The following is a 16,678-nucleotide window of genomic DNA, read 5'->3' on the forward strand; positions in this document are numbered from 1 at the left end:
TGCTTTCAGGTGGTTGGGATCGGGGTTCCGGTCAGGTGCTCCGACAGCTGCCAGATGCGGGCTGCGTCGGCCGTGCTGCGTAGGCGGGAGTAGAGGGCCTGCTCGGCGGGCGGGCCGCCGAGATGGCGGAATCCGCGCGGCCCGTAGAGTGCGCCCCCTTTGGCGTCGGGCGAGGTGGCGGCCAGGAGTGCGGGCAGTTTCGCGGTCTCGACGGTCCCGAAGAGGATGCCGCGCGCGGAGAGCGTCTTGATCAGTCTCCGGAGCGGAGTCTCCTGGGCGCGGCCGATCTCGGGGCGCGCCGCGAGCAGATTCGTCGGGGCGACCCCCGGGTGCGAGAGATTGCTCGTGATGCCCCAGTCGTTCGCTCGGCTGCGCCGGTCGAGCTCGAGTCCGAAGAGCCCGAGCGCGATCTTCGACTGGCTGTAGGCGCCCCGGCCGTTGTACGACCGTTCCCAGTTCAGGTCGTCCCAGTTGATGGAGTTCTGGTTCGCATCGATGCTGATCTGCGAGGTGACGCGCGCTCGGCCCGCGCGTAGCAGAGGCAGGAGGTGCGCCACCAGGGCGAAGTGGCCGAGATGATTGGTGGCGAACTGCAGCTCGAAGCCGTCGGTGGTGGTCTGCCGTTCGGGCGGAGTCATCACACCGGCGTTGTTGACGAGGATGTGAATGGGTTCGCCCTCGTCCACCAGGGTCCGTCCCAGCGCGGCGACGGAGTCGAGTGACGACAGGTCGAGCGTCTGCAGGGACAGGTCCGCAGTCGGTGTCTGTTGACGGATCTTCGCGAGCGCCGCCTCACCCTTGCGCGGGTTGCGGACGGGCAGCACCACCTGTGCGCCCGCAGCCGCGAGGCGCGTCGCGATGCCGAGTCCCATTCCGTCACTCGCGCCGGTGACGACGGCTCGCTTTCCGTGCAGGTCGGGGATCGTGATGTCGATGTCTTCGCGTGCCATCGGAGTCCGTCCGTTCCTCAGGAGGTCGTCGAGGTACTGCGGCTGTGGTCCGTCACGCGGGGGCGCCGCCGCTGACGAGCAGGTGCTGTCCACTGATCCACCGTGCGAGCGGGCCGGCGAAGTACTCGGCGGCATCGGCGACGTCGTCGACGGTACCGAAACGGCCTTCGAGCGGACGGCCCGACTTGAGCAGAGCACGCAGGGGATGGTCCTCGGGTACTTCGGTGAACACGCCGGCGCCCTCGATGGCGGTCGGGATGATCGAGTTCACCGTGACTCCGCGCGCACCGACCTCCAGGGCGAGGACCTCGACGGCGTAGCGGGCGGCCATCTTGCTCGAGCCGTACAGGCCGACTCCCGGCTGGACCATCGCCGTGGTGCTGGACCCGATGTTGATGATGCGGCCGTGGTCGGCGATGTAACGAGCCGCCTTCTGCAAAGTGAAGAAGGTGCCCTTCGCGTTGACGGCGAAGAGCCGGTCGAACTGTTCCTCGGTCACCTCGCTGATCAACTGGTCGACGATTTCCACGCCGGCGTTGGCGACGACGATGTCCAGCTTCCCGAACGCTGCGACGGCCTGCTGGAACAGGTCTTCCAGGGCGTTCAGATCGGACACGTCGGCCTGGACCGCGATCGCCTCCGCGCCGAGGGCCCGGATGTCTTCGACGGTCGCCAGCGCCGCCTCCTTGCCGTGGGCGTAGTTGACGATCACGCGGGCGCCGAGCGATGCGTAGCGCAGCGCGATGGCGCGCCCGATACCGCCGGCCGAGCCGGTGACGAGAGCTGTCTTGCCGTGGAGATCTGTCATCGTTGACTCCTGTTCGGGGACGCGGTTGCCCCACTATAATCAGACACCTGCCGGATTATCTGTCAAGCCTCGCTGCGGGCTCTGAGGAGTTTCATGACACAGTCGTCACGCCGCCGCCCCGGCCGGCCGGCCGCGGACGAAGTGGTACTGCCACCCCAGGAGGTTCTCCAGCGCGCTCTGGAGGCCTTCGCCGATCAGGGGTACGAGGCGGTATCGGTTCGGCGGCTCAGCGTCGAGCTGGGCATGGGGCACACGTTCATCTCGGATCGGTACGGATCCAAGGAGGCCCTCTGGAAGGCCGTCGTGGGCTACGCCATGGACCAGGCCGCTCCGGAGGTCGCCGCGGAGCTCGCCGACGACGGCAGGGACGACCTCGAGCGCCTCGTCGCCTCGGTCCGGGCGCTGCACCGCGCGGCGGCGGAGTCTGCCCACTTCGCCCGGCTCGTCGATCAGGAGGCGCGCGTGGAGTCCCCGAGGCTGGCGTACCTCCACGAGCTGATGGCCCCGGTGAACGAAGCGATCAAGTCGCTGTTCGACCGGCTGATCGCCGACGGCAGGCTCCGGCCCATGCCGTGGTACCTGTTCTACTTCCTGACCACTGCGCCCTCGAGCTTGTACAGTCAGCCACCCCTCGCCCGGCTGATGGGAAGACCGGATGACGCGGACGATCACGACCTGATGACCGACCTCGTCCTGGGTGGCCTGCTCAGCCCCGAACCGGAAGGAACGGACGGACCCCGGCAATGAGCTCGAAGAAGGGCAGCAAGCCCTGGACCGTTCAGTGGCACATCGCGGCGGACGGAACGGTGATCAGGCAACGGTCGAAGGGCGACCAGCCGCACCAGCAGCTGTACGGGAGCTACACCACGAGTCGGCGACTGGAGCTGTCGGATCGGTATGCCTTGGATGATCGCCTCGCTCGCGACACCAAGTTCTTCGGCGGGTTCGTCAGTGTGCTCCTCTTCCTCAGCATGGTGGGAGTTGGCGGTCTCGTCGTCGGCACCGTCCTGAGCTGGCTCGGGGTGGATGCGGGGGGCTACCTCGTGCTGCCCGGAGTGATCGTGTTCATCGTCGCCTTGATCGCTTCCGGTGGAACCCACGGCCTGATGATGAGCCGCTGGAACCGCCGGTGGACCGAGGCCGGCTTCGAGTCGTCCAATCCGGTGACGATGTCCGCCCGCGAGGCACGCGAAATCGTTGCGGCCCCCGATGCGGTCTCGGGTCGCCGGACCAAGGTCAAGAGGGCCTGACGGTACCTGTCAGGCTGGCGGCCGCGATCTGCGTTGCGGCTTCGTGGACCATCCCGATGAGTTCTGGGGGAGCCACGACCTGGGCGTTGCCTGCTTGGGCCAGGACGGCGGCACAGGCTTCGTGCGGGTTTTCGAGGTCGGTGTGGAGGATCCACCAGCCGTCGTCGGCCGGCAGGATCGGGGTGGTGGGGCGGAAACGGCGTACGGCGTGGTCGCGGACCTTCAGCGTGATGGGGTAGGACGGGCGGGAGGCCTGGAACTCCTGTTGGGACTGGGCCCAGTAGGCGGCCAGGTCGAAGTCGACGGGTCTCGCGAAGGGCCGGTCGGTGAGGGCTGCTGACGTCAGGCGGGACAGGCGGTAGGTGCGGAGGCGGCCGTCGGTGCGGGCGGCTACGAGGTACCAGGTCCGGGTCTTGGCGACCAGGCCGAGCGGCTCGACGGGAAACGGGGTCGGCCGGTCCGGCGGGGCTCCGGGGTCGGGAAGGTCGCCGTACACGATCTCCAGCGTGCGTTCCTCCCAGACAGCTTGGCGGCAGAGGTCCAGCCAGCGTGGGGTCTCGCGGCGGTCGTCCCAGCCGGCGTGGTCGATCAGTAGGCGTTGGCGCGCGTACTCGGCCTCACGGCGGGTGCCTTCCGGCAATGACGCGATCAGCTTCGTGACGGCGAGTTCGCTGGACGCGTCCAGCCCGAGGTCCGCGAGGACGTGTGCGGTCGCGCCGACGAACACCGACATGACCTCCGACGGCGTGAGTCCGGTCAGCCGGCTGCGATAGTCGGGCAGCATCGTCCACCCGCCACCGCGGCCCCGGATCGAGTAGACCGGGACGCCGGCGAGGCTCAGCGAGTCCAGGTCCCGCTGGATCGTCCGCGGCGAGACCTCCAGTGCGTCGGCGAGCTGGGCGACCGTCGACTGCCCGCGGGTCTGCAGGTGGAGGAGCAGCCGGAGCAGCCGTTCGGCGCGCATGGTCCGACTATCTCAGGAAAACAAGCCAGGCACTGGCGTCTTTTCCTCCTACGGTCGGGCGCATGAGTGCTGTCGAGGTGGAGAACCTCTCTATGTCCTACCGGGCCCCGGTCCGCAAGGGTGGCCTGCGCGCCGCGTTCGGCTCGCTGGTACGCCGCGAGTACAAGAACGTCCAGGCCCTCGACCAGGTGTCGTTCACGATCGTCCCGGGTGAGGTGGCCGGCTTCATCGGCCCGAACGGCGCCGGCAAGACCACGACGATGAAGATCCTGTCCGGGATCCTGCACCCCACCGGCGGCAACGTGCGCGTACTCGGCGCGGTCCCGTGGCAGCGCCGCTCGACGTACCTGAAACGGATCGCGTTCGTCCGCGGCAGCCAACCGGTCGGCGGCTCACAGGAGCTGACCGTGATGGACTCACTCGAGTACCAGCGGCTGCTGTACGACGTCCCGCGCGCCACGTTCCGCCGTACCCTCGCCGAACTCGAGGCGCTCCTCGACCTCGACCCGCTGATCGAGCGTCAGCTCCGCGCGCTCAGCCTGGGCGAGCGGATGCGGGTCGGACTCGCGATGGCGCTGATCTACCGCCCCGAGGTGCTGTTCCTGGACGAGCCGACGATCGGGCTGGACGTCAGCGCCGCGAGCCAGATACGGGAGTTCGTCGCCGAGTACGTCGAGCAGACCGGCGCGACCGTGCTGCTGACCAGCCACTACATGGCCGACGTCGCGTCCCTGTGTCCGCGGCTGATCCTGATCGACAAGGGCAAGGTCCAGTACGACGGCCCGCTGGCGGAGCTGTCCGCACGGTTGTCGCCGTACAAGCTGATCCGGATCTCCGCACAGGAGGATCCCTCGGCGTTCGGGGAGGTGGTCGAGAAGGCAGACGGCCGGTGGGTACTGCGGGTGCCGCGGGACGAGGTCGCCGGTACGACGGCGCGACTGCTGCAGGCGCTGGAGGTCGTGGACCTCGCAGTGGAGGAGCCGCCGCTGGAGAAGGTCATCGACCAGGCGTACCGGGAGGGGTTGCGGTGACAACCCTTTCGAGAACCGCAGTACTGCTGGGTTTCCGGATCCGTCAGGAGGTGCTGGAGTGGTCCGGCGCGTGGTGGTTCCTGCTGACACTCGTGGTGCAGGCGGTGGTGGCGCCGCTGATCGGGTTGTTCGTGTGGTCGGCGGTGTATCCGGACGATCCGGGGATCGGGCGGTACTACGTCGCGGTCGTGCTCGTGACGCTGATGACCGAGTCGTTCGAGCAGCACACGTTTTCCGAGCGGATCTACAACGGGACGCTGAGCCATGAGCTGCTCCGCCCGCAACCGGTGGTGGTCGGCGTGATCGGGATGAACCTCGCGATCCGCGGCTGGCTCACCCTGCTCGGTGCGCCGATCGTGCTGCTCACGGCGATCGCGCGGCAGATCGGGTTCGACGGGTGGGCGGTGCTGCGGAGCACGCCGTACCTCCTGCTGGCCGCCGTGCTCGTTTTCCTGTGGACTTTCCTGCTGTCGCTGACGGCGTTCTGGACCGATCGCGTGCATGCCGTGGTGGGATTCGGGAGCCAGCTGATCTTCCTCTTCGGCGGTACGGCGGCACCGATCGGACTGCTGCCGGACACCTGGCGCCGGATCGCGGAGATCCTGCCGTTCTACGGGATGATCGGTCTGCCGGCCGAGATCGCCACCGGAACCCGATCCGGCGGGTCGCTCGGCTACCAACTGGTGTGGGTGGCGGTCCTGGCGGGCACGGTCGCGGTCCTGTGGAGAGCCGGCGTCCGTCGCTACACGGCGGTGGGATCGTGAAGCTCCTTCGTCTGCTGGCCGCGGGGTTCTCGATGTCACTGCGCCGGAGTGTGGCGTTCCGCGTCAACCTGGTCTTCGACGTGCTGCTGGCGTTCACCGGCCTGGGTACGGCGGTCGCGGCCGTGCTGATCGTCTTCACCCGGGCCGACACGTTGGCGGGCTGGTCGAAGGCGGAGTTCCTCATACTGATCGGCACGTATCAGCTCATCACCGGACTGCGGACGACGTTCATCGATCCGAATCTGTCCTGGTTCCCCGAGACGGGGATCCGGAACGGGAAGCTGGACGGCTATTTGTTGCAGCCGGCACCGAGTTTGTTCCTGTCCAGTCTGTCGCTGTCGTCTCCGCTGCAGTTGATCCAGTTCGTGCTCGGGGCCGGCGTACTGGGATGGGGGATCGCGGCGGCGGATCGGGGGCCGAGTGCGGGCGGAGCGGTCAGCTGGTTGGTGCTGGTCGTCGCGGGGATCGTGGTGACGTGGGCGTTGAGCGTGTTGCTGGCGTGCTTGGCGTTCTGGGCGCCGAAGCTGCAGTTGGACGTCTTCTACCATTCGGCCTGGCAGTTCGGGCGCTATCCGACCGACGTCTTCGCGCGGCCCCTTCGCATCCTCCTCACCTACGTCTTCCCGATGGCCCTGATCGCGAGCGTCCCGTCGACCGCGCTGCTGCGAGGACCGCAGTTCGGCGTGCTGGTCGCGGGGATCGCGGCGGCGGGCGGCGCGGCCGCGCTCGCAGCTCTCGCCTGGCGGGCGGGTCTGCGGCGGTACACCGGAGCGACCTCATGAGGCATGCAAATCCGGTCGCCGGGCGGACGTGGGTGCGCGGCACAGGGGGAAATGGCTAGGCGGCTTCGAGTAGGGCGGTCAGGGTGTGGTGGGCGGTGCGGGACATGACCGGATTGGTCTCGACGTAGTACCAGAGGCAGCCGATGGCCTGGGCGAACGACCAGCCCATGCCGCGGCGCCATTCGGCGTCGTCGCTGCCCAGTGCGGCCCGGAACGCGGCGCGCGCGGTCGGGTCGAGGAGGTTCCAGGCGGGCTGCAGATCCATCGCGGGGTCCGACACCGTGAACATGCCCACGTCGATCACGCCGGCCAGTCGGCCGTCCTGGGCCAGCAGGTTGCCTGGCATCAGGTCGCGATGCGTCCAGGCGTCCGGCTCGGTGCGCGGCGTCGTGCGCAGGTCGGCCCACAACCGAGCGAGGCCGTCCACGTCGATCATCCCGCGGCTGCGCTCCAAACAGTCCGCGACCCACTCGTCCTGCGAGGTCAGCACCCCACCGCGCCACGGACCCGTGAACACCCGCCCGCCGGTCGGCTGTGCCCGCAACGCGAGCACGAAGCGCGCGAGATCCTCGGCGAAGGCGGAAGACCCGGCGACGTCGGCGTCGTACGCGATCGTCCCGTCCACCCAGGTCTGCACCGCCCAGGGCAGCGGATACCCGGCGGCCGGTGCGCCGATCGCGACCGGCCGCGGCGTCGGGTACGGCGACATCGCGTGCAACCGCCGCGCCGCATCCGCCTCGTCCTCGAGCTCCTGCCGCACCGTCGCCGCATCACCGGGCTGGATCGGGAATCGCGCGGTCAGCTCGTCACCGATCCGGAACACCGCGTTGACGGTTCCGTGCGACGGTACGGTGCGGATCGCGAGCCCGCTCCACTCCGGGAACTGCTCCTTCACGAGCCGTTCGACCAGCTCAACGGTCATCTCGAGTTGCCCCTCGTGCATCACGCCCAGCAGTATCCGGGAGGCGCGGGGAGGCCGCACACGATTTAGACGAGAACTGGAGGGTCCAGGCAACGAAATCGTTCAGCCCGCGCAAAGGTAACGAGCAGGTCGGACGGTTTCAGTGGGTCGGCAGCGGGCGGGCGCGGTCGGTGGCGAGGCGGATCGCGAAGACCGCGAGCGCGGTGCCGGTGAGGTAGCGGTGGATGCGCATCCAGGTCGGGCGCCGGGACAGGAACACCGCGACCGAGCCGGCGGTGATCACGAAGACGGCGTTCATCGCCACACCGACGACGAGCTGGCAGAGTCCGAGGATCAGGCTCTGCAGGCCGACATGCCCGCGGGACGGATCCAGGAACTGGGGCAGCAGGGAGATGTAGAGAATCGCGATCTTCGGGTTCAGCAGGCAGGTGAGCAGGCCCATGCCGAACAGTTTGCGCGGGCGGTCCGGCGCCAGTTCCTGGGTGGCGAAGACCGACGTACCGCCGGGGCGGAACGCGTTCCACGCGAGCCAGAGCAGGTACGCCGCACCGGCCAGCTTCAGCGCCACGTAGATCTCCGGGACCAGCGCGAACAGGGTCGCGAGACCGGCGCTTGCCGCGAGCAAGTAGATGAGGAAGCCGATCCCGACGCCGGCCAGCGAGATCAGGCCGGCGCGGCGGCCCTGGGCGATCGAACGGGAGATCAGGTAGATCATGTTCGGTCCCGGCACGATCACCAGGCCCAACTCGACCAGGGCGATCCCGAGCAGTGCCTCGCTGCTGACCAGCATTCCTTGTCCCTCCCTCGGCGGTACGGCGAACCTAACAGCGCTGCTCTTGCCGCTGCCCGGATATCCGCGAGCTGGTATTCCGGTCGCGGCCGGTGCTCACCGTCGGTTAGCGTGGGGGCGTACGCCTACGGTTTGTGAAGGAGACGGTATGAGCGACAAGGCCAGCAAGCCGGCGGACGATCTGCAGAAGAAGTTTCGGGAAGCGCTGGAGAAGAAGAACGCCGGCAACCACTCGCACCCTGGTAGCGGGGTCCGGGGCCAGGGTGTCGGCGAAGCGCACAACGACAAGCAGAAGCGCCAGTTCCGGCGCAAGTCCGGCAGCTGAGTTCCGCCAAACTGTCCATCCATCCGCATGAGCCCCGGGTTGCCGCCCGGGGCTCGACTTTTGCCGCGGGCCAGTTGTCCCCTTCGTCCCGGCTCAGCGGCACCTCTGCTCGACTATTGTCGATCGGGTGAGCGAGCCGCTGCATTTCGTGGTGAAGACCCGGCTGGTGGAAGTGGTGGAACGCCTGGGGGAGGGGGCCGCGTTGCCGCCGGAGCGGGTGCTGGCGAAGGAGTTCGGGGTCTCGCGGTGGACCATGCGGCAGGCGATCCACGAGTTGATCGCCGACGGCCGCCTGCGCGCCCGGCAGGGGCAGGGGACGTTCGTCGCCACGCCGAAGCTCGTGCAGCCGCTGGCGCTGGTGAGCTACACCGAGGCGCTGCGGGCGCAGGGGCACACGCCGGGACGTGAGGTGGTGGCGTTCGACGAGATCGCCGCCGACGCCGACTTGGCGGAGCAGTTGAAGATCGCCGAGGGGGAGCCGGTGCACCGGCTCGAGCGGGTGCTGTTCGCCGACGGGCAGCCGATCGGGCTCGAGACGACGTACCTCTCCGTCGCGCGCTTCCCGACGCTGCGGGACGTGCTGGAGCCGGCCGGCTCCCTGTACCGGTGCCTGACCGATCAGCTCGGCGTGCAGTTCGGCGAGGGTGAGGAACTGGTCGAGACCGTGATCGCGACCCCGCGAGAGGCCGAACTGCTGAAGGCGACCCAGTCGCTGCCGATGCTCCTCCTGCACCGCAACAGCCGCGACTCCGCCGGCGACCCGATCGAGGTCGTGCGCTCCCTCTACCGCGGCGACCGCGTCGGCTTCCGCGCCACCCTGCGCCCCTGACCTCCGCGCCGCCTCCTAACCTCCGCGCCACCCTGCGCCCCGACCTCCGCGTAACGCTGCGCAGTCTGACCGCTGCGGATCCCCAGGCCATCACAATCGCCGGATCCCCGGCGCCTGTCGCGGGGTGCCGTCGCGCGGGCAGCGTTGTGATGGCCTGGAGATCGGCCCCACTGTTCGCCGGCGGTTCACCTGCCGGTCGGTCGCCCCGCACTGTACCTTCATTGGTCCGGACCAATCTTGGGTAGGACGAGAGGAGTGGGTATGCGGGTGGTTGTGGTCGGCGGCGGCGTGCTGGGCACGTTCCATGCCTGGGAAGCGGTACGGCGTGGGCACGAGGTGCTGCACCTCGAACGCGAGCCCGAGGCGCGCGGTGCGAGCGTCCGGAACTTCGGCCTGGTCTGGGTCAGCGGCCGGGCCGACGGCGCCGAGGTCGCGCTGGCGCAGCGGGCCCGGGACCTGTGGGCCGAGACGCCCGGGGTCGGCGTACGGACGGCTGGTTCGCTGACCGTCTGCCGGTCGCAGGCCGAGTTGGCGGTCGCGAAGGAGGCCGCGGCGCGACCCGACGCGGCGGCCCGTGGATTCGAGGTGCTCGACCCGGAGCAGACCCGTGAGCGCAACCCCGCGGTGCGGGGCGACCTGCTGGGTGCGTTGTGGTGTAGCCGGGACGCGATCGTGGAGCCTCGCGAGGTGCTGCCCGCGCTCCGGACCGAGCTGGCGAAGTCGAACCGCTACCAGTTCCTCGGCGGACGGGAAGTGCGCAACGTGCGGACCGGGCGGGTCGTCGACGACCACGGTGCCCAGCATGCAGGCGATCTGGTCTTCCTCTGTACGGGGGCCTGGCACAGTGGCCTGGTCCGCGAACTGACCGACGATCTTCCGGTACGCCGGGTCCGCCTGCAGATGATGCAGACCGCGCCGCTCGACGACACTCTCACCACGGCGGTCGCCGACGGGGACAGTTTTCGCTACTACCCGGCGTACCGAGGGACTGCCGTGGATGATCTGCCGCCGCAGGCTCCGGTCGCCGAGGACCACAAGATGCAGCTGCTGATGGTGCAGAGGACGCACGGCGGGCTGACCATTGGCGACACCCATGAATACGCCGAGCCGTTCGGATTCGACGTCCAGAGCGATCCGTACGACTACCTGCAGGACACCGTCGAGGCGATCCTCGGCCGCCCGCTGCCCACGATCGTCCGGCGCTGGGCCGGCGTGTACTCGCAGGCGACCGGCGACGAGGTCGTCGTACGGCGGAAGGTTGCCGACGGCGTGCACCTGGTCACTGGCCCCGGTGGTCGCGGGATGACCATGGCCCCGGCGATCGCCGAGGCATCCTTCGACGGGATCGACGGATGATCCTGCCGACCTGACCGGTGCCCTCGGCCGGCTGGGCCGTCGAGCGGTGACTATCGCGCGACGGGTGCGAGCAGGTCCGCCAGCCGGTCCAGCTCCGGGTCCCAGCCGGTCCGGTGGTTCGCGGTCTCCTCGGCGTTGGCGAATCCGGTGTGGCTGAGCAGCATGCGGGTGCCGTCGGGGACCTCGGACAGCTCGACCTTGACGCGGGTCGGCTCGTCGTCCGATCCGTCCCACTTCCAGCTGAACACCAGGCGGTGCGGCGGCTCCACCTCGAGGTACGTACCGCGCACGACGTGCGGCCCCATCTCCACGACGTACGAGCCGCCGGCCCGGACGTCGGCGTCGACCTTCAACGCCAGCTGCGGGTTCGGGCAGTACCACTGGGCCAGCAGGTCGGCACGCGTCCAGGCGTCGTACACGCGGTCGATCGTTGCCGGAAGCACCCTTTCGATCCGGATCTCAGTGTCCATCGCCGTCCCCTCGCAGGAGTTCTTCCAACCGGTCAACGGTGCTGTTCCAGTACGCCGTGAGGTCCCCGAGCCACTGCTCCACCTCCGCGAACGACTCCGGCCGCAGCGAGCACACCACGGTCCGGCCGACCCGCCGCCGGCTCACCAGCCCGGCGTCGACCAGCACGCCGACGTGCTTGGTCATCGCCGGGGGTGTGATCCGGTGCGGCTCGGCCAGCTCGCCCATGGTCGCGTCGCCCCGGCTCAGCCGGCCCACAACGGCCAGCCGAGTCGGGTCCGCGAGCGCTCCGAAGGTCGTACTCAGCACACGCGACACTTCACCAGTTGGTGAACTGTTCTGTCAAGGGCGGACCTCGAACACCAGGTTGAACGGCGTCTCCGCGACCTTGCGGAACCGGGTGAACCCGGCCGCCTTGGTGACGTCCTGGATCCGCGCCGGACCGGCCTGGGTGCCGAGGGCGAGACCGACCGGCTGGGACAGCGAGGCCGGCGTGCACAGCAGCGTGGAGAAGCCGTAGTACGCACGGCCGACCGGGTTGAGGTTGTCCTCGACGTGGTCGCCGGCCATCGGCTCGACCAGCAGCCAGGTGCCGTCCGGCGCGAGCGCTTCCCGTACGTGCCGGGCCGCGCCGACCGGATCGCCCATGTCGTGCAGGGCGTCGAACGTCGTCACGAGGTCGAAACCGGACCCGCTGAACCGGTCGGCCGCCGCCACCTCGAAGGACGTCCGGTCGGCCACCCCCGCCTCCGCGGCCCGCAGCCGGGCGGTCTCGATCGACGCCTGGTGGTAGTCCGAGCCGACGAACGTCGACCGCGGGAACGCCCCGGCCATCAGGATCGTCGACGCCCCGTGCCCGCAGCCGATGTCGGCGACCGTCGCGCCGCGCTCCAGCTTCTCCACCACGCCCTCGAGCGCGGGCAGCCAGCTGGGCAGCAGGTTCGCGTTGTACGACGGCCGGAAGAACCGCTCGCAGCCGACGTGCACGTCGGACGTGTGCTCGTGCCACCCGACCCCGGCACCGCTGCGCGCGGCCTCGATGGTCTCCGTGGTGTGATGCACCGTGCCGAGCGCGATCTGGAAGAAGCCGGGCAGGTAGGCCGGGCTGGTCGGATCGGTCAGCGCCACCGTCTGCTCCGGAGGCAGCGTGTAGCGCGCGGTGCTCGCGTCGTACTCGACGAACCCGCCCGCGGCCTGGGCGTTCAGCCACTCCCTCGTGTAGTGCTCGTCGGTGCTGGTCAGCTCGGCGAGCTCGGCCGGCGTCGTCGGGCCGTTGCCGGCGAGTGCCTTGTAGTACCCGAGCCGGTCGCCCATCACGACCAGCGCCGCGTTCAGCGTCGCCCCCACCTCGTCGACCGCCTTGTAGACCAGGCCCATCAGCTTGTCGACGTCGATTGCAACAGTCATGCGCTTTCTCCCCCTCTGTTGTTGGTACGGCGAACCTAGGTAGCGCGGCCGGGCCATCGCATCAGGTGGGGGACCTGGTGCACACTGCGAGACATGCTCATCGGGCGGGACGCGGAGCGCCGGGTGATCGAGCAGCTGGTCGCGGGGGCGCGGGTCGGAGCCGCAGGCGTACTGCTCGTCACCGGCGAACCTGGCATCGGCAAAACCGCCCTGCTGGACGAAGCGGCAGCCCTGGCCGGTGGGCTGCAGATCCTGCGAGCACGCGGGACCGAGGCCGAACGTGAGCTGCCCTTCGCGGGACTCCTGCAGCTCCTGCGTCCCGCGCTGGCCGGCCTGGATCGCATCCCCGGACCGCAGCGGTCAGCCCTGTCCTCCGCGTTGGCGCTCGGACCCGATCCCGGCAGCCCGGCGGACCGCTTCGCCGTCGGCGCAGCAACCCTCAGCCTGCTCTGCCGGTACGCCGAGAGCACGCCGCTCGCACTGCTCATCGACGACGCGCATCTGCTGGATCGTCCGTCCGCGGAAGCCCTGCTGTTCGCTGCGCGACGCCTTGTGGCCGATCCGATCGCCATGGTGATCGCGGCCCGCAGTCAGGAACCGCATCCGTTCGAGGCCGACCTCCCCCGGCTCCAGCTGCAGGGCATCCCGCTGGAGGCTGCGAGGCAGATCGTGCAGCACCTGCCGAGCGAGCTGGTCGAGCGACTCCACCAGACCGTCGCCGGGAACCCGCTCGCGCTGCTGGAGCTCGCCGATGATCCGGACCGCTTGCAGCGGATGCCGCCGGGCGTACCGTTCCCGGTACCCGCGATGCTCGCAGAAGCCTTTGCCAGCAGGGCAAACCGGCTGAGCGCCGACGCACGCACAGCACTGCTTGTCGCCGCCCTGGACAACTGTGAGCTTGCCGCGGTGTCCCGGGTATGCACGGAGCTAGGAGTCGACGTTGCCGCGCTGGAGGAGGCAGAGGCCGCCGGTCTGGTCTTCCTTCGCGACGGCGAAGTGCAGTGGCGGCATCCGCTGGTCCGCTCGGCGATCTACACCAGCGCCGACCCCGCAGAACGGCGTACTGCGCATCGCGCGGTGGCACTGTCCACACCGGACCGGGACCGACGCGCCTGGCACCTGTCCGAGGCCGTCCTCGGCGCTGACGACGAGGTTGCGGCAGGACTGGACGACGCGGCCGAGCATGCCGCCGCTCGGGGCGCGCATGCGGTCGCGGCGACGGCGTACGAACGCGCGGGACGGTTGAGCAAGGAACTCCCGGACCGCGCGGTCAGGTTGGTCGCGGCTGGTGAGGCGGCCTGGTCGGCGGGAATGGCAGAGCGGGCGGAGCTGCTGCTGGGCGACGCCCTGATCCTGCGGCCGCCGTTGCCGGTGCGGATCCGCGCGCAGGCTGTTCGTGGCGACATCGAGGTGAAGTGCGGGTCGCCCCGCCGGGCCCGCGACATCCTGGTCGCGGCCGCTGCGGAGTCGACGGACCCAGCGATCGCGACCGGACTGCTGGCCGATGCGGTCGGGGCCTGCTTCCGGTTGTGCGACGCCACGGCCGGACTCGAGGTGGCCTACCAGCTCGACAGTCTGTTGCCCGCCGTCGATCGGCCCGGTCCGCGCATCATCGGCATGCTGGCGAGTGGTGTCGCGAAGGTGCTCGCCGGGAGCGGTGGGACGGATCAGATCCGTGCGGCGATCGCGCTGGCGCCGTCCGACGAGCTGGACCGCGACCGTCGTCGCCAGGTGTGGATGGTGCTGGCCGCGTTGTTCCTCAGAGAAACCGGCACCGGCCGGGCGCTCCTGCAGCAGGCCATGCTGGAGCGACGCGAGCAGGTCGCCCTCGGGACGTTGCCGGGCCTGCTGTTCGTGCTGGCGCGCGACGATGCGACAACGGATCGTTGGGCGGATGCGGAGGCGTCGTACGACGAGGGAATCCGGTTGTCGCGGGAAACCGGTCAAACGACTGAACTGGCGATGAACCTGGCCGGACTGGCGTGGTTGCTGTCCCACCAGGGCAGGGCCGAGTGTCAGGAGCTGGCTGTGGAGTGTCTGCGGATCTGTGCGGAGCACGAGATCCATCTCGGCACGGTGTGGTCCTTGTTCGCACTCGGCGACCTGGAACTGGGGCGTGGCGATCCGGCGGCGGCGCTCCCGCAGTACGAACGGTTGGTCGACGTACTGGCGGAGTACGGGCTGAAGGACCCGGACCTGTCGCCTGCGCCGGAGCTGGTCGAGGTGTACCTGCGGCTGGGCCGGATGGACGAGGCGCAACGGGTGATGCGCGAGCACACCGCGTTGGCCGAGGCGAAAGGCCAGCCGTGGTCACTGGCGCGCGCGGCGCGGACGCGTGGTGTGGCCGGCGACAGCGAGGCTGACTTCGTTCTGGCGCTCGGCTGGCATCAGGAGACGCTGGATGCGTTCGAACTGGCCAGGACCCGGTTGGCGTACGGCGCGTGGCTGCGACGGGCACGGCGGCGTGTGGACGCGCGGACGCAGCTCCGGCTCGCTGTGGAGGGATTCGATGCGCTCGGTGCGCCTAGGTGGGCCGATCAGGCGGCGGCTGAGTTGAAGGCGACGGGGGAGACCGCACGGCGTCGCGTGCCGAGTACAGCGGACGAGCTGACGCCACAGGAGCGACAGATCGCAGTACTGCTGGCGGACGGGAACAGCATCCGGGAGGCCGCTGCCCGTCTCTTCCTCAGCCCGAAGACGGTCGAGTACCACCTGCGCAAGGTCTACGCGAAGCTCGGCATCCACTCCCGCAGCGAACTGATCGATCACCTAGGTCGCACGTAGGCTGGCTGCATGCGGCAGCCCTTCACGGAGACCAGTGGAATCGCCCGGCACTGGGGCTTCGAGGACCTCGCGGCCACGGGACCTGTGCAGCGCCTGATGCTGTTCACCGGTGTGCCCGTCCAGCTCGTCACCGGGTACGCCGAGACGCGCGAGCTGCTCGCCCATCCCGATGTGGTGCGCTCGCCGATGGACGGCCCGCACCGCGACTCGGTCATGGACGACCTGATCGCGCGCACCGAGCAGCACATGCTGAGCGCCAACCCGCCGGACCACACGCGGCTGCGCAAACTCGTCACCGCCGCCTTCACCCGGCGCCGGATCGAGGCGCTCGAACCGCGGATCCGCGAGATCGCGGCCGGGCTGCTCGACGAGATGACCGCCGCGGACGGACCGGTCGACCTCGTGAACGCCTACAGCTACCCGCTGCCGATCACCGTGATCTGCGAGCTGATCGGCATCCCAGCGGTCCGGCGGGACGACTTCCGCCGCTGGTCGTCGGTGTTCGTGAACGCCGCCGTGCACACGCCGGAGGAGTACATCGAGGCGACCACGTCGATGCTCGCCTTCGTCCACGAGCTGATCCTGCAGAAACAGCAGGCGCCCACCGGCGACCTGCTGTCCGGCCTGATCGCGGTGCGCGACGGCGGCGACCGGTTGAGCGAGGACGAGCTGACCTCGATGGTGTTCCTGCTGCTCGCGGCCGGCCACGAGACGACAGTCAGCCTGATCACCAACGGAGTACACGCTCTGCTTCGGCATCCCGACCAGCTCGAGCTGCTGAAGTCCGAGCCGGAGCGGCTCCCGGCCGCCGTCGAGGAGCTCCTCCGGTACGACGGTCCGCTGCAGGCCGCGATCCCGTACGTCGCCCGTGCGCCGATCGACATCGCCGGCCGCCGGATCGAGGCCGGTGAGGTGATCGTGTTCGCACTTCTTCCGGCGAACCGCGACGTACGGAAGGTCGAGCGCGCGGACGAGCTCGACATCACCCGTGCGGACAGCGGGCACCTCGCGTTCGGTCACGGCATCCACCACTGCCTCGGCGCACCGCTCGCGCGGCTGGAGGGCCGGATCGCGCTGGGGATGCTGTTCGAGCGGTTCCCGCGGTTGCGGCTCGCCGTACCCGAGCAGGATCCGCCGCGGCACCCGAGCCTGCTGATGAACGCGATCCGCGAACTCCCTGTTCTGCTCTGACCGCAGCCAGTCGCAATGCCTGAACATCGGGTGAACCAGGCCTGAATGACAGCGGTG

Annotated in this window: 18 protein-coding genes; 10 read left to right on the forward strand and 8 right to left on the reverse strand. The window is 69.4% G+C overall.

Going from position 1 to position 16,678, the window contains the following annotated elements; all coding sequences use genetic code 11:
- Nucleotides 1-5 precede the first annotated feature (5 nt).
- Nucleotides 6-950 (reverse strand): SDR family oxidoreductase, encoded by a 945-nt coding sequence (locus BJY22_RS14235; protein ID WP_167206983.1) that lies wholly within the window; start codon nucleotides 948-950, stop codon nucleotides 6-8.
- Nucleotides 951-1,002: 52 nt separating this feature from the next.
- Nucleotides 1,003-1,758 carry an SDR family NAD(P)-dependent oxidoreductase gene (locus BJY22_RS14240; protein ID WP_167206985.1) on the reverse strand — a complete coding sequence of 252 codons (756 nt, stop codon included), beginning with the start codon at nucleotides 1,756-1,758 and terminating at the stop codon, nucleotides 1,003-1,005.
- Between the two features lie 93 nt (nucleotides 1,759-1,851).
- On the opposite strand from BJY22_RS14240, the gene BJY22_RS14245 reads away from it, so the two are divergent.
- Together BJY22_RS14245 and BJY22_RS14250 are read left to right on the forward strand one after the other, a co-directional pair.
- Nucleotides 1,852-2,505, forward strand: coding sequence for a TetR/AcrR family transcriptional regulator (locus BJY22_RS14245; RefSeq protein WP_167206986.1), 654 nt, complete (start codon nucleotides 1,852-1,854; stop codon nucleotides 2,503-2,505).
- Nucleotides 2,502-3,008 carry a hypothetical protein gene (locus BJY22_RS14250; RefSeq protein WP_167206988.1) on the forward strand — a complete coding sequence of 169 codons (507 nt, stop codon included), beginning with the start codon at nucleotides 2,502-2,504 and terminating at the stop codon, nucleotides 3,006-3,008. The genes BJY22_RS14245 and BJY22_RS14250 overlap by 4 nt, the downstream gene beginning before the upstream one ends.
- Here BJY22_RS14250 and BJY22_RS14255 read toward each other — a convergent pair.
- On the reverse strand, nucleotides 2,995-3,972 hold the full coding sequence (locus BJY22_RS14255) for a helix-turn-helix transcriptional regulator (RefSeq protein ID WP_167206990.1): 978 nt from the start codon (nucleotides 3,970-3,972) through the stop codon (nucleotides 2,995-2,997). The genes BJY22_RS14250 and BJY22_RS14255 overlap by 14 nt on opposite strands.
- A 62-nt stretch (nucleotides 3,973-4,034) precedes the next feature.
- On the opposite strand from BJY22_RS14255, the gene BJY22_RS14260 reads away from it, so the two are divergent.
- From BJY22_RS14260 to BJY22_RS14270, 3 genes are read left to right on the forward strand one after another with little or no spacing between them, the layout of a single operon-like run.
- The gene (locus BJY22_RS14260) at nucleotides 4,035-5,003 is read left to right on the forward strand and encodes an ABC transporter ATP-binding protein (RefSeq protein WP_167206992.1); all 969 of its coding nucleotides are present in this window, start codon (nucleotides 4,035-4,037) and stop codon (nucleotides 5,001-5,003) included.
- On the forward strand, nucleotides 5,000-5,767 hold the full coding sequence (locus tag BJY22_RS14265) for an ABC-2 family transporter protein (protein WP_167206994.1): 768 nt from the start codon (nucleotides 5,000-5,002) through the stop codon (nucleotides 5,765-5,767). Before BJY22_RS14260 ends, BJY22_RS14265 begins: the two co-directional genes overlap by 4 nt.
- Nucleotides 5,764-6,549, forward strand: a complete 786-nt coding sequence (locus BJY22_RS14270; protein ID WP_337758664.1) for an ABC transporter permease — start codon at nucleotides 5,764-5,766, stop codon at nucleotides 6,547-6,549. Before BJY22_RS14265 ends, BJY22_RS14270 begins: the two co-directional genes overlap by 4 nt.
- A gap of 55 nt (nucleotides 6,550-6,604) precedes the next feature.
- Here the strand turns inward: BJY22_RS14270 and BJY22_RS14275 are convergent, their stop codons facing one another.
- Both BJY22_RS14275 and BJY22_RS14280 read right to left on the reverse strand, forming a co-directional pair.
- Nucleotides 6,605-7,492, reverse strand: a complete 888-nt coding sequence (locus tag BJY22_RS14275) for an aminoglycoside phosphotransferase family protein (RefSeq protein WP_167218230.1) — start codon at nucleotides 7,490-7,492, stop codon at nucleotides 6,605-6,607.
- A 118-nt stretch (nucleotides 7,493-7,610) separates the two neighbouring features.
- Entirely contained in the window at nucleotides 7,611-8,261 is a 651-nt protein-coding gene (locus tag BJY22_RS14280; RefSeq protein ID WP_202891110.1) for a LysE family translocator, read from the reverse strand.
- 148 nt (nucleotides 8,262-8,409) lie between these two features.
- Between BJY22_RS14280 and BJY22_RS14285 the strand changes: the two genes are divergently transcribed.
- From BJY22_RS14285 to BJY22_RS14295, 3 genes are all read left to right on the forward strand, one after another.
- A complete protein-coding gene (locus BJY22_RS14285) occupies nucleotides 8,410-8,586 on the forward strand; it encodes a DUF5302 domain-containing protein (protein ID WP_167206996.1) in 177 nt (58 codons plus the stop codon).
- Between the two features lie 127 nt (nucleotides 8,587-8,713).
- Nucleotides 8,714-9,415, forward strand: a complete 702-nt coding sequence (locus tag BJY22_RS14290) for a UTRA domain-containing protein (RefSeq protein ID WP_167206998.1) — start codon at nucleotides 8,714-8,716, stop codon at nucleotides 9,413-9,415.
- A gap of 261 nt (nucleotides 9,416-9,676) precedes the next feature.
- Complete coding sequence (locus tag BJY22_RS14295; protein WP_167207000.1) at nucleotides 9,677-10,771, forward strand: TIGR03364 family FAD-dependent oxidoreductase; 1,095 nt, start codon at nucleotides 9,677-9,679, stop codon at nucleotides 10,769-10,771.
- Between the two features lie 50 nt (nucleotides 10,772-10,821).
- Here BJY22_RS14295 and BJY22_RS14300 read toward each other — a convergent pair whose 3' ends face one another.
- Genes BJY22_RS14300 through BJY22_RS14310 form a run of 3 tightly spaced genes read right to left on the reverse strand, consistent with a single transcriptional unit; the run spans nucleotide 10,822 to nucleotide 12,646 of the window.
- Nucleotides 10,822-11,241: an SRPBCC family protein gene (locus tag BJY22_RS14300; RefSeq protein WP_167207002.1), complete on the reverse strand. Its 420-nt coding sequence runs from the start codon at nucleotides 11,239-11,241 to the stop codon at nucleotides 10,822-10,824.
- Nucleotides 11,231-11,548, reverse strand: a complete 318-nt coding sequence (locus BJY22_RS14305; RefSeq protein ID WP_167207003.1) for a metalloregulator ArsR/SmtB family transcription factor — start codon at nucleotides 11,546-11,548, stop codon at nucleotides 11,231-11,233. The genes BJY22_RS14300 and BJY22_RS14305 overlap by 11 nt, the downstream gene beginning before the upstream one ends.
- Nucleotides 11,549-11,581: 33 nt before the next feature.
- Nucleotides 11,582-12,646 (reverse strand): class I SAM-dependent methyltransferase, encoded by a 1,065-nt coding sequence (locus BJY22_RS14310; protein WP_167207005.1) that lies wholly within the window; start codon nucleotides 12,644-12,646, stop codon nucleotides 11,582-11,584.
- 93 nt (nucleotides 12,647-12,739) lie between these two features.
- Between BJY22_RS14310 and BJY22_RS14315 the strand changes: the two genes are divergently transcribed.
- Both BJY22_RS14315 and BJY22_RS14320 read left to right on the forward strand, forming a co-directional pair.
- Nucleotides 12,740-15,430 carry a helix-turn-helix transcriptional regulator gene (locus BJY22_RS14315; protein WP_167207007.1) on the forward strand — a complete coding sequence of 897 codons (2,691 nt, stop codon included), beginning with the start codon at nucleotides 12,740-12,742 and terminating at the stop codon, nucleotides 15,428-15,430.
- Between the two features lie 9 nt (nucleotides 15,431-15,439).
- Entirely contained in the window at nucleotides 15,440-16,621 is a 1,182-nt protein-coding gene (locus tag BJY22_RS14320) for a cytochrome P450 family protein (protein ID WP_167207009.1), read from the forward strand.
- Nucleotides 16,622-16,678: the final 57 nt, after the last annotated feature.

The sequence above is a fragment of the Kribbella shirazensis genome, assembly GCF_011761605.1.
Lineage (GTDB): Bacteria > Actinomycetota > Actinomycetes > Propionibacteriales > Kribbellaceae > Kribbella > Kribbella shirazensis.

Bases quoted from the DNA above. Each gene is read 5' to 3' on its own strand.
- BJY22_RS14235 (WP_167206983.1), bottom strand. From the start codon at position 950: ATGGCACGCGAAGACATCGACATCACGATCCCCGACCTGCACGGAAAG.
- BJY22_RS14240 (WP_167206985.1), bottom strand. From the start codon at position 1,758: ATGACAGATCTCCACGGCAAGACAGCTCTCGTCACCGGCTCGGCCGGC.
- BJY22_RS14245 (WP_167206986.1), top strand. From the start codon at position 1,852: ATGACACAGTCGTCACGCCGCCGCCCCGGCCGGCCGGCCGCGGACGAA.
- BJY22_RS14250 (WP_167206988.1), top strand. From the start codon at position 2,502: ATGAGCTCGAAGAAGGGCAGCAAGCCCTGGACCGTTCAGTGGCACATC.
- BJY22_RS14255 (WP_167206990.1), bottom strand. From the start codon at position 3,972: ATGCGCGCCGAACGGCTGCTCCGGCTGCTCCTCCACCTGCAGACCCGC.
- BJY22_RS14260 (WP_167206992.1), top strand. From the start codon at position 4,035: ATGAGTGCTGTCGAGGTGGAGAACCTCTCTATGTCCTACCGGGCCCCG.
- BJY22_RS14275 (WP_167218230.1), bottom strand. From the start codon at position 7,492: ATGCACGAGGGGCAACTCGAGATGACCGTTGAGCTGGTCGAACGGCTC.
- BJY22_RS14280 (WP_202891110.1), bottom strand. From the start codon at position 8,261: ATGCTGGTCAGCAGCGAGGCACTGCTCGGGATCGCCCTGGTCGAGTTG.
- BJY22_RS14285 (WP_167206996.1), top strand. From the start codon at position 8,410: ATGAGCGACAAGGCCAGCAAGCCGGCGGACGATCTGCAGAAGAAGTTT.
- BJY22_RS14295 (WP_167207000.1), top strand. From the start codon at position 9,677: ATGCGGGTGGTTGTGGTCGGCGGCGGCGTGCTGGGCACGTTCCATGCC.
- BJY22_RS14300 (WP_167207002.1), bottom strand. From the start codon at position 11,241: ATGGACACTGAGATCCGGATCGAAAGGGTGCTTCCGGCAACGATCGAC.
- BJY22_RS14310 (WP_167207005.1), bottom strand. From the start codon at position 12,646: ATGACTGTTGCAATCGACGTCGACAAGCTGATGGGCCTGGTCTACAAG.
- BJY22_RS14315 (WP_167207007.1), top strand. From the start codon at position 12,740: ATGCTCATCGGGCGGGACGCGGAGCGCCGGGTGATCGAGCAGCTGGTC.
- BJY22_RS14320 (WP_167207009.1), top strand. From the start codon at position 15,440: ATGCGGCAGCCCTTCACGGAGACCAGTGGAATCGCCCGGCACTGGGGC.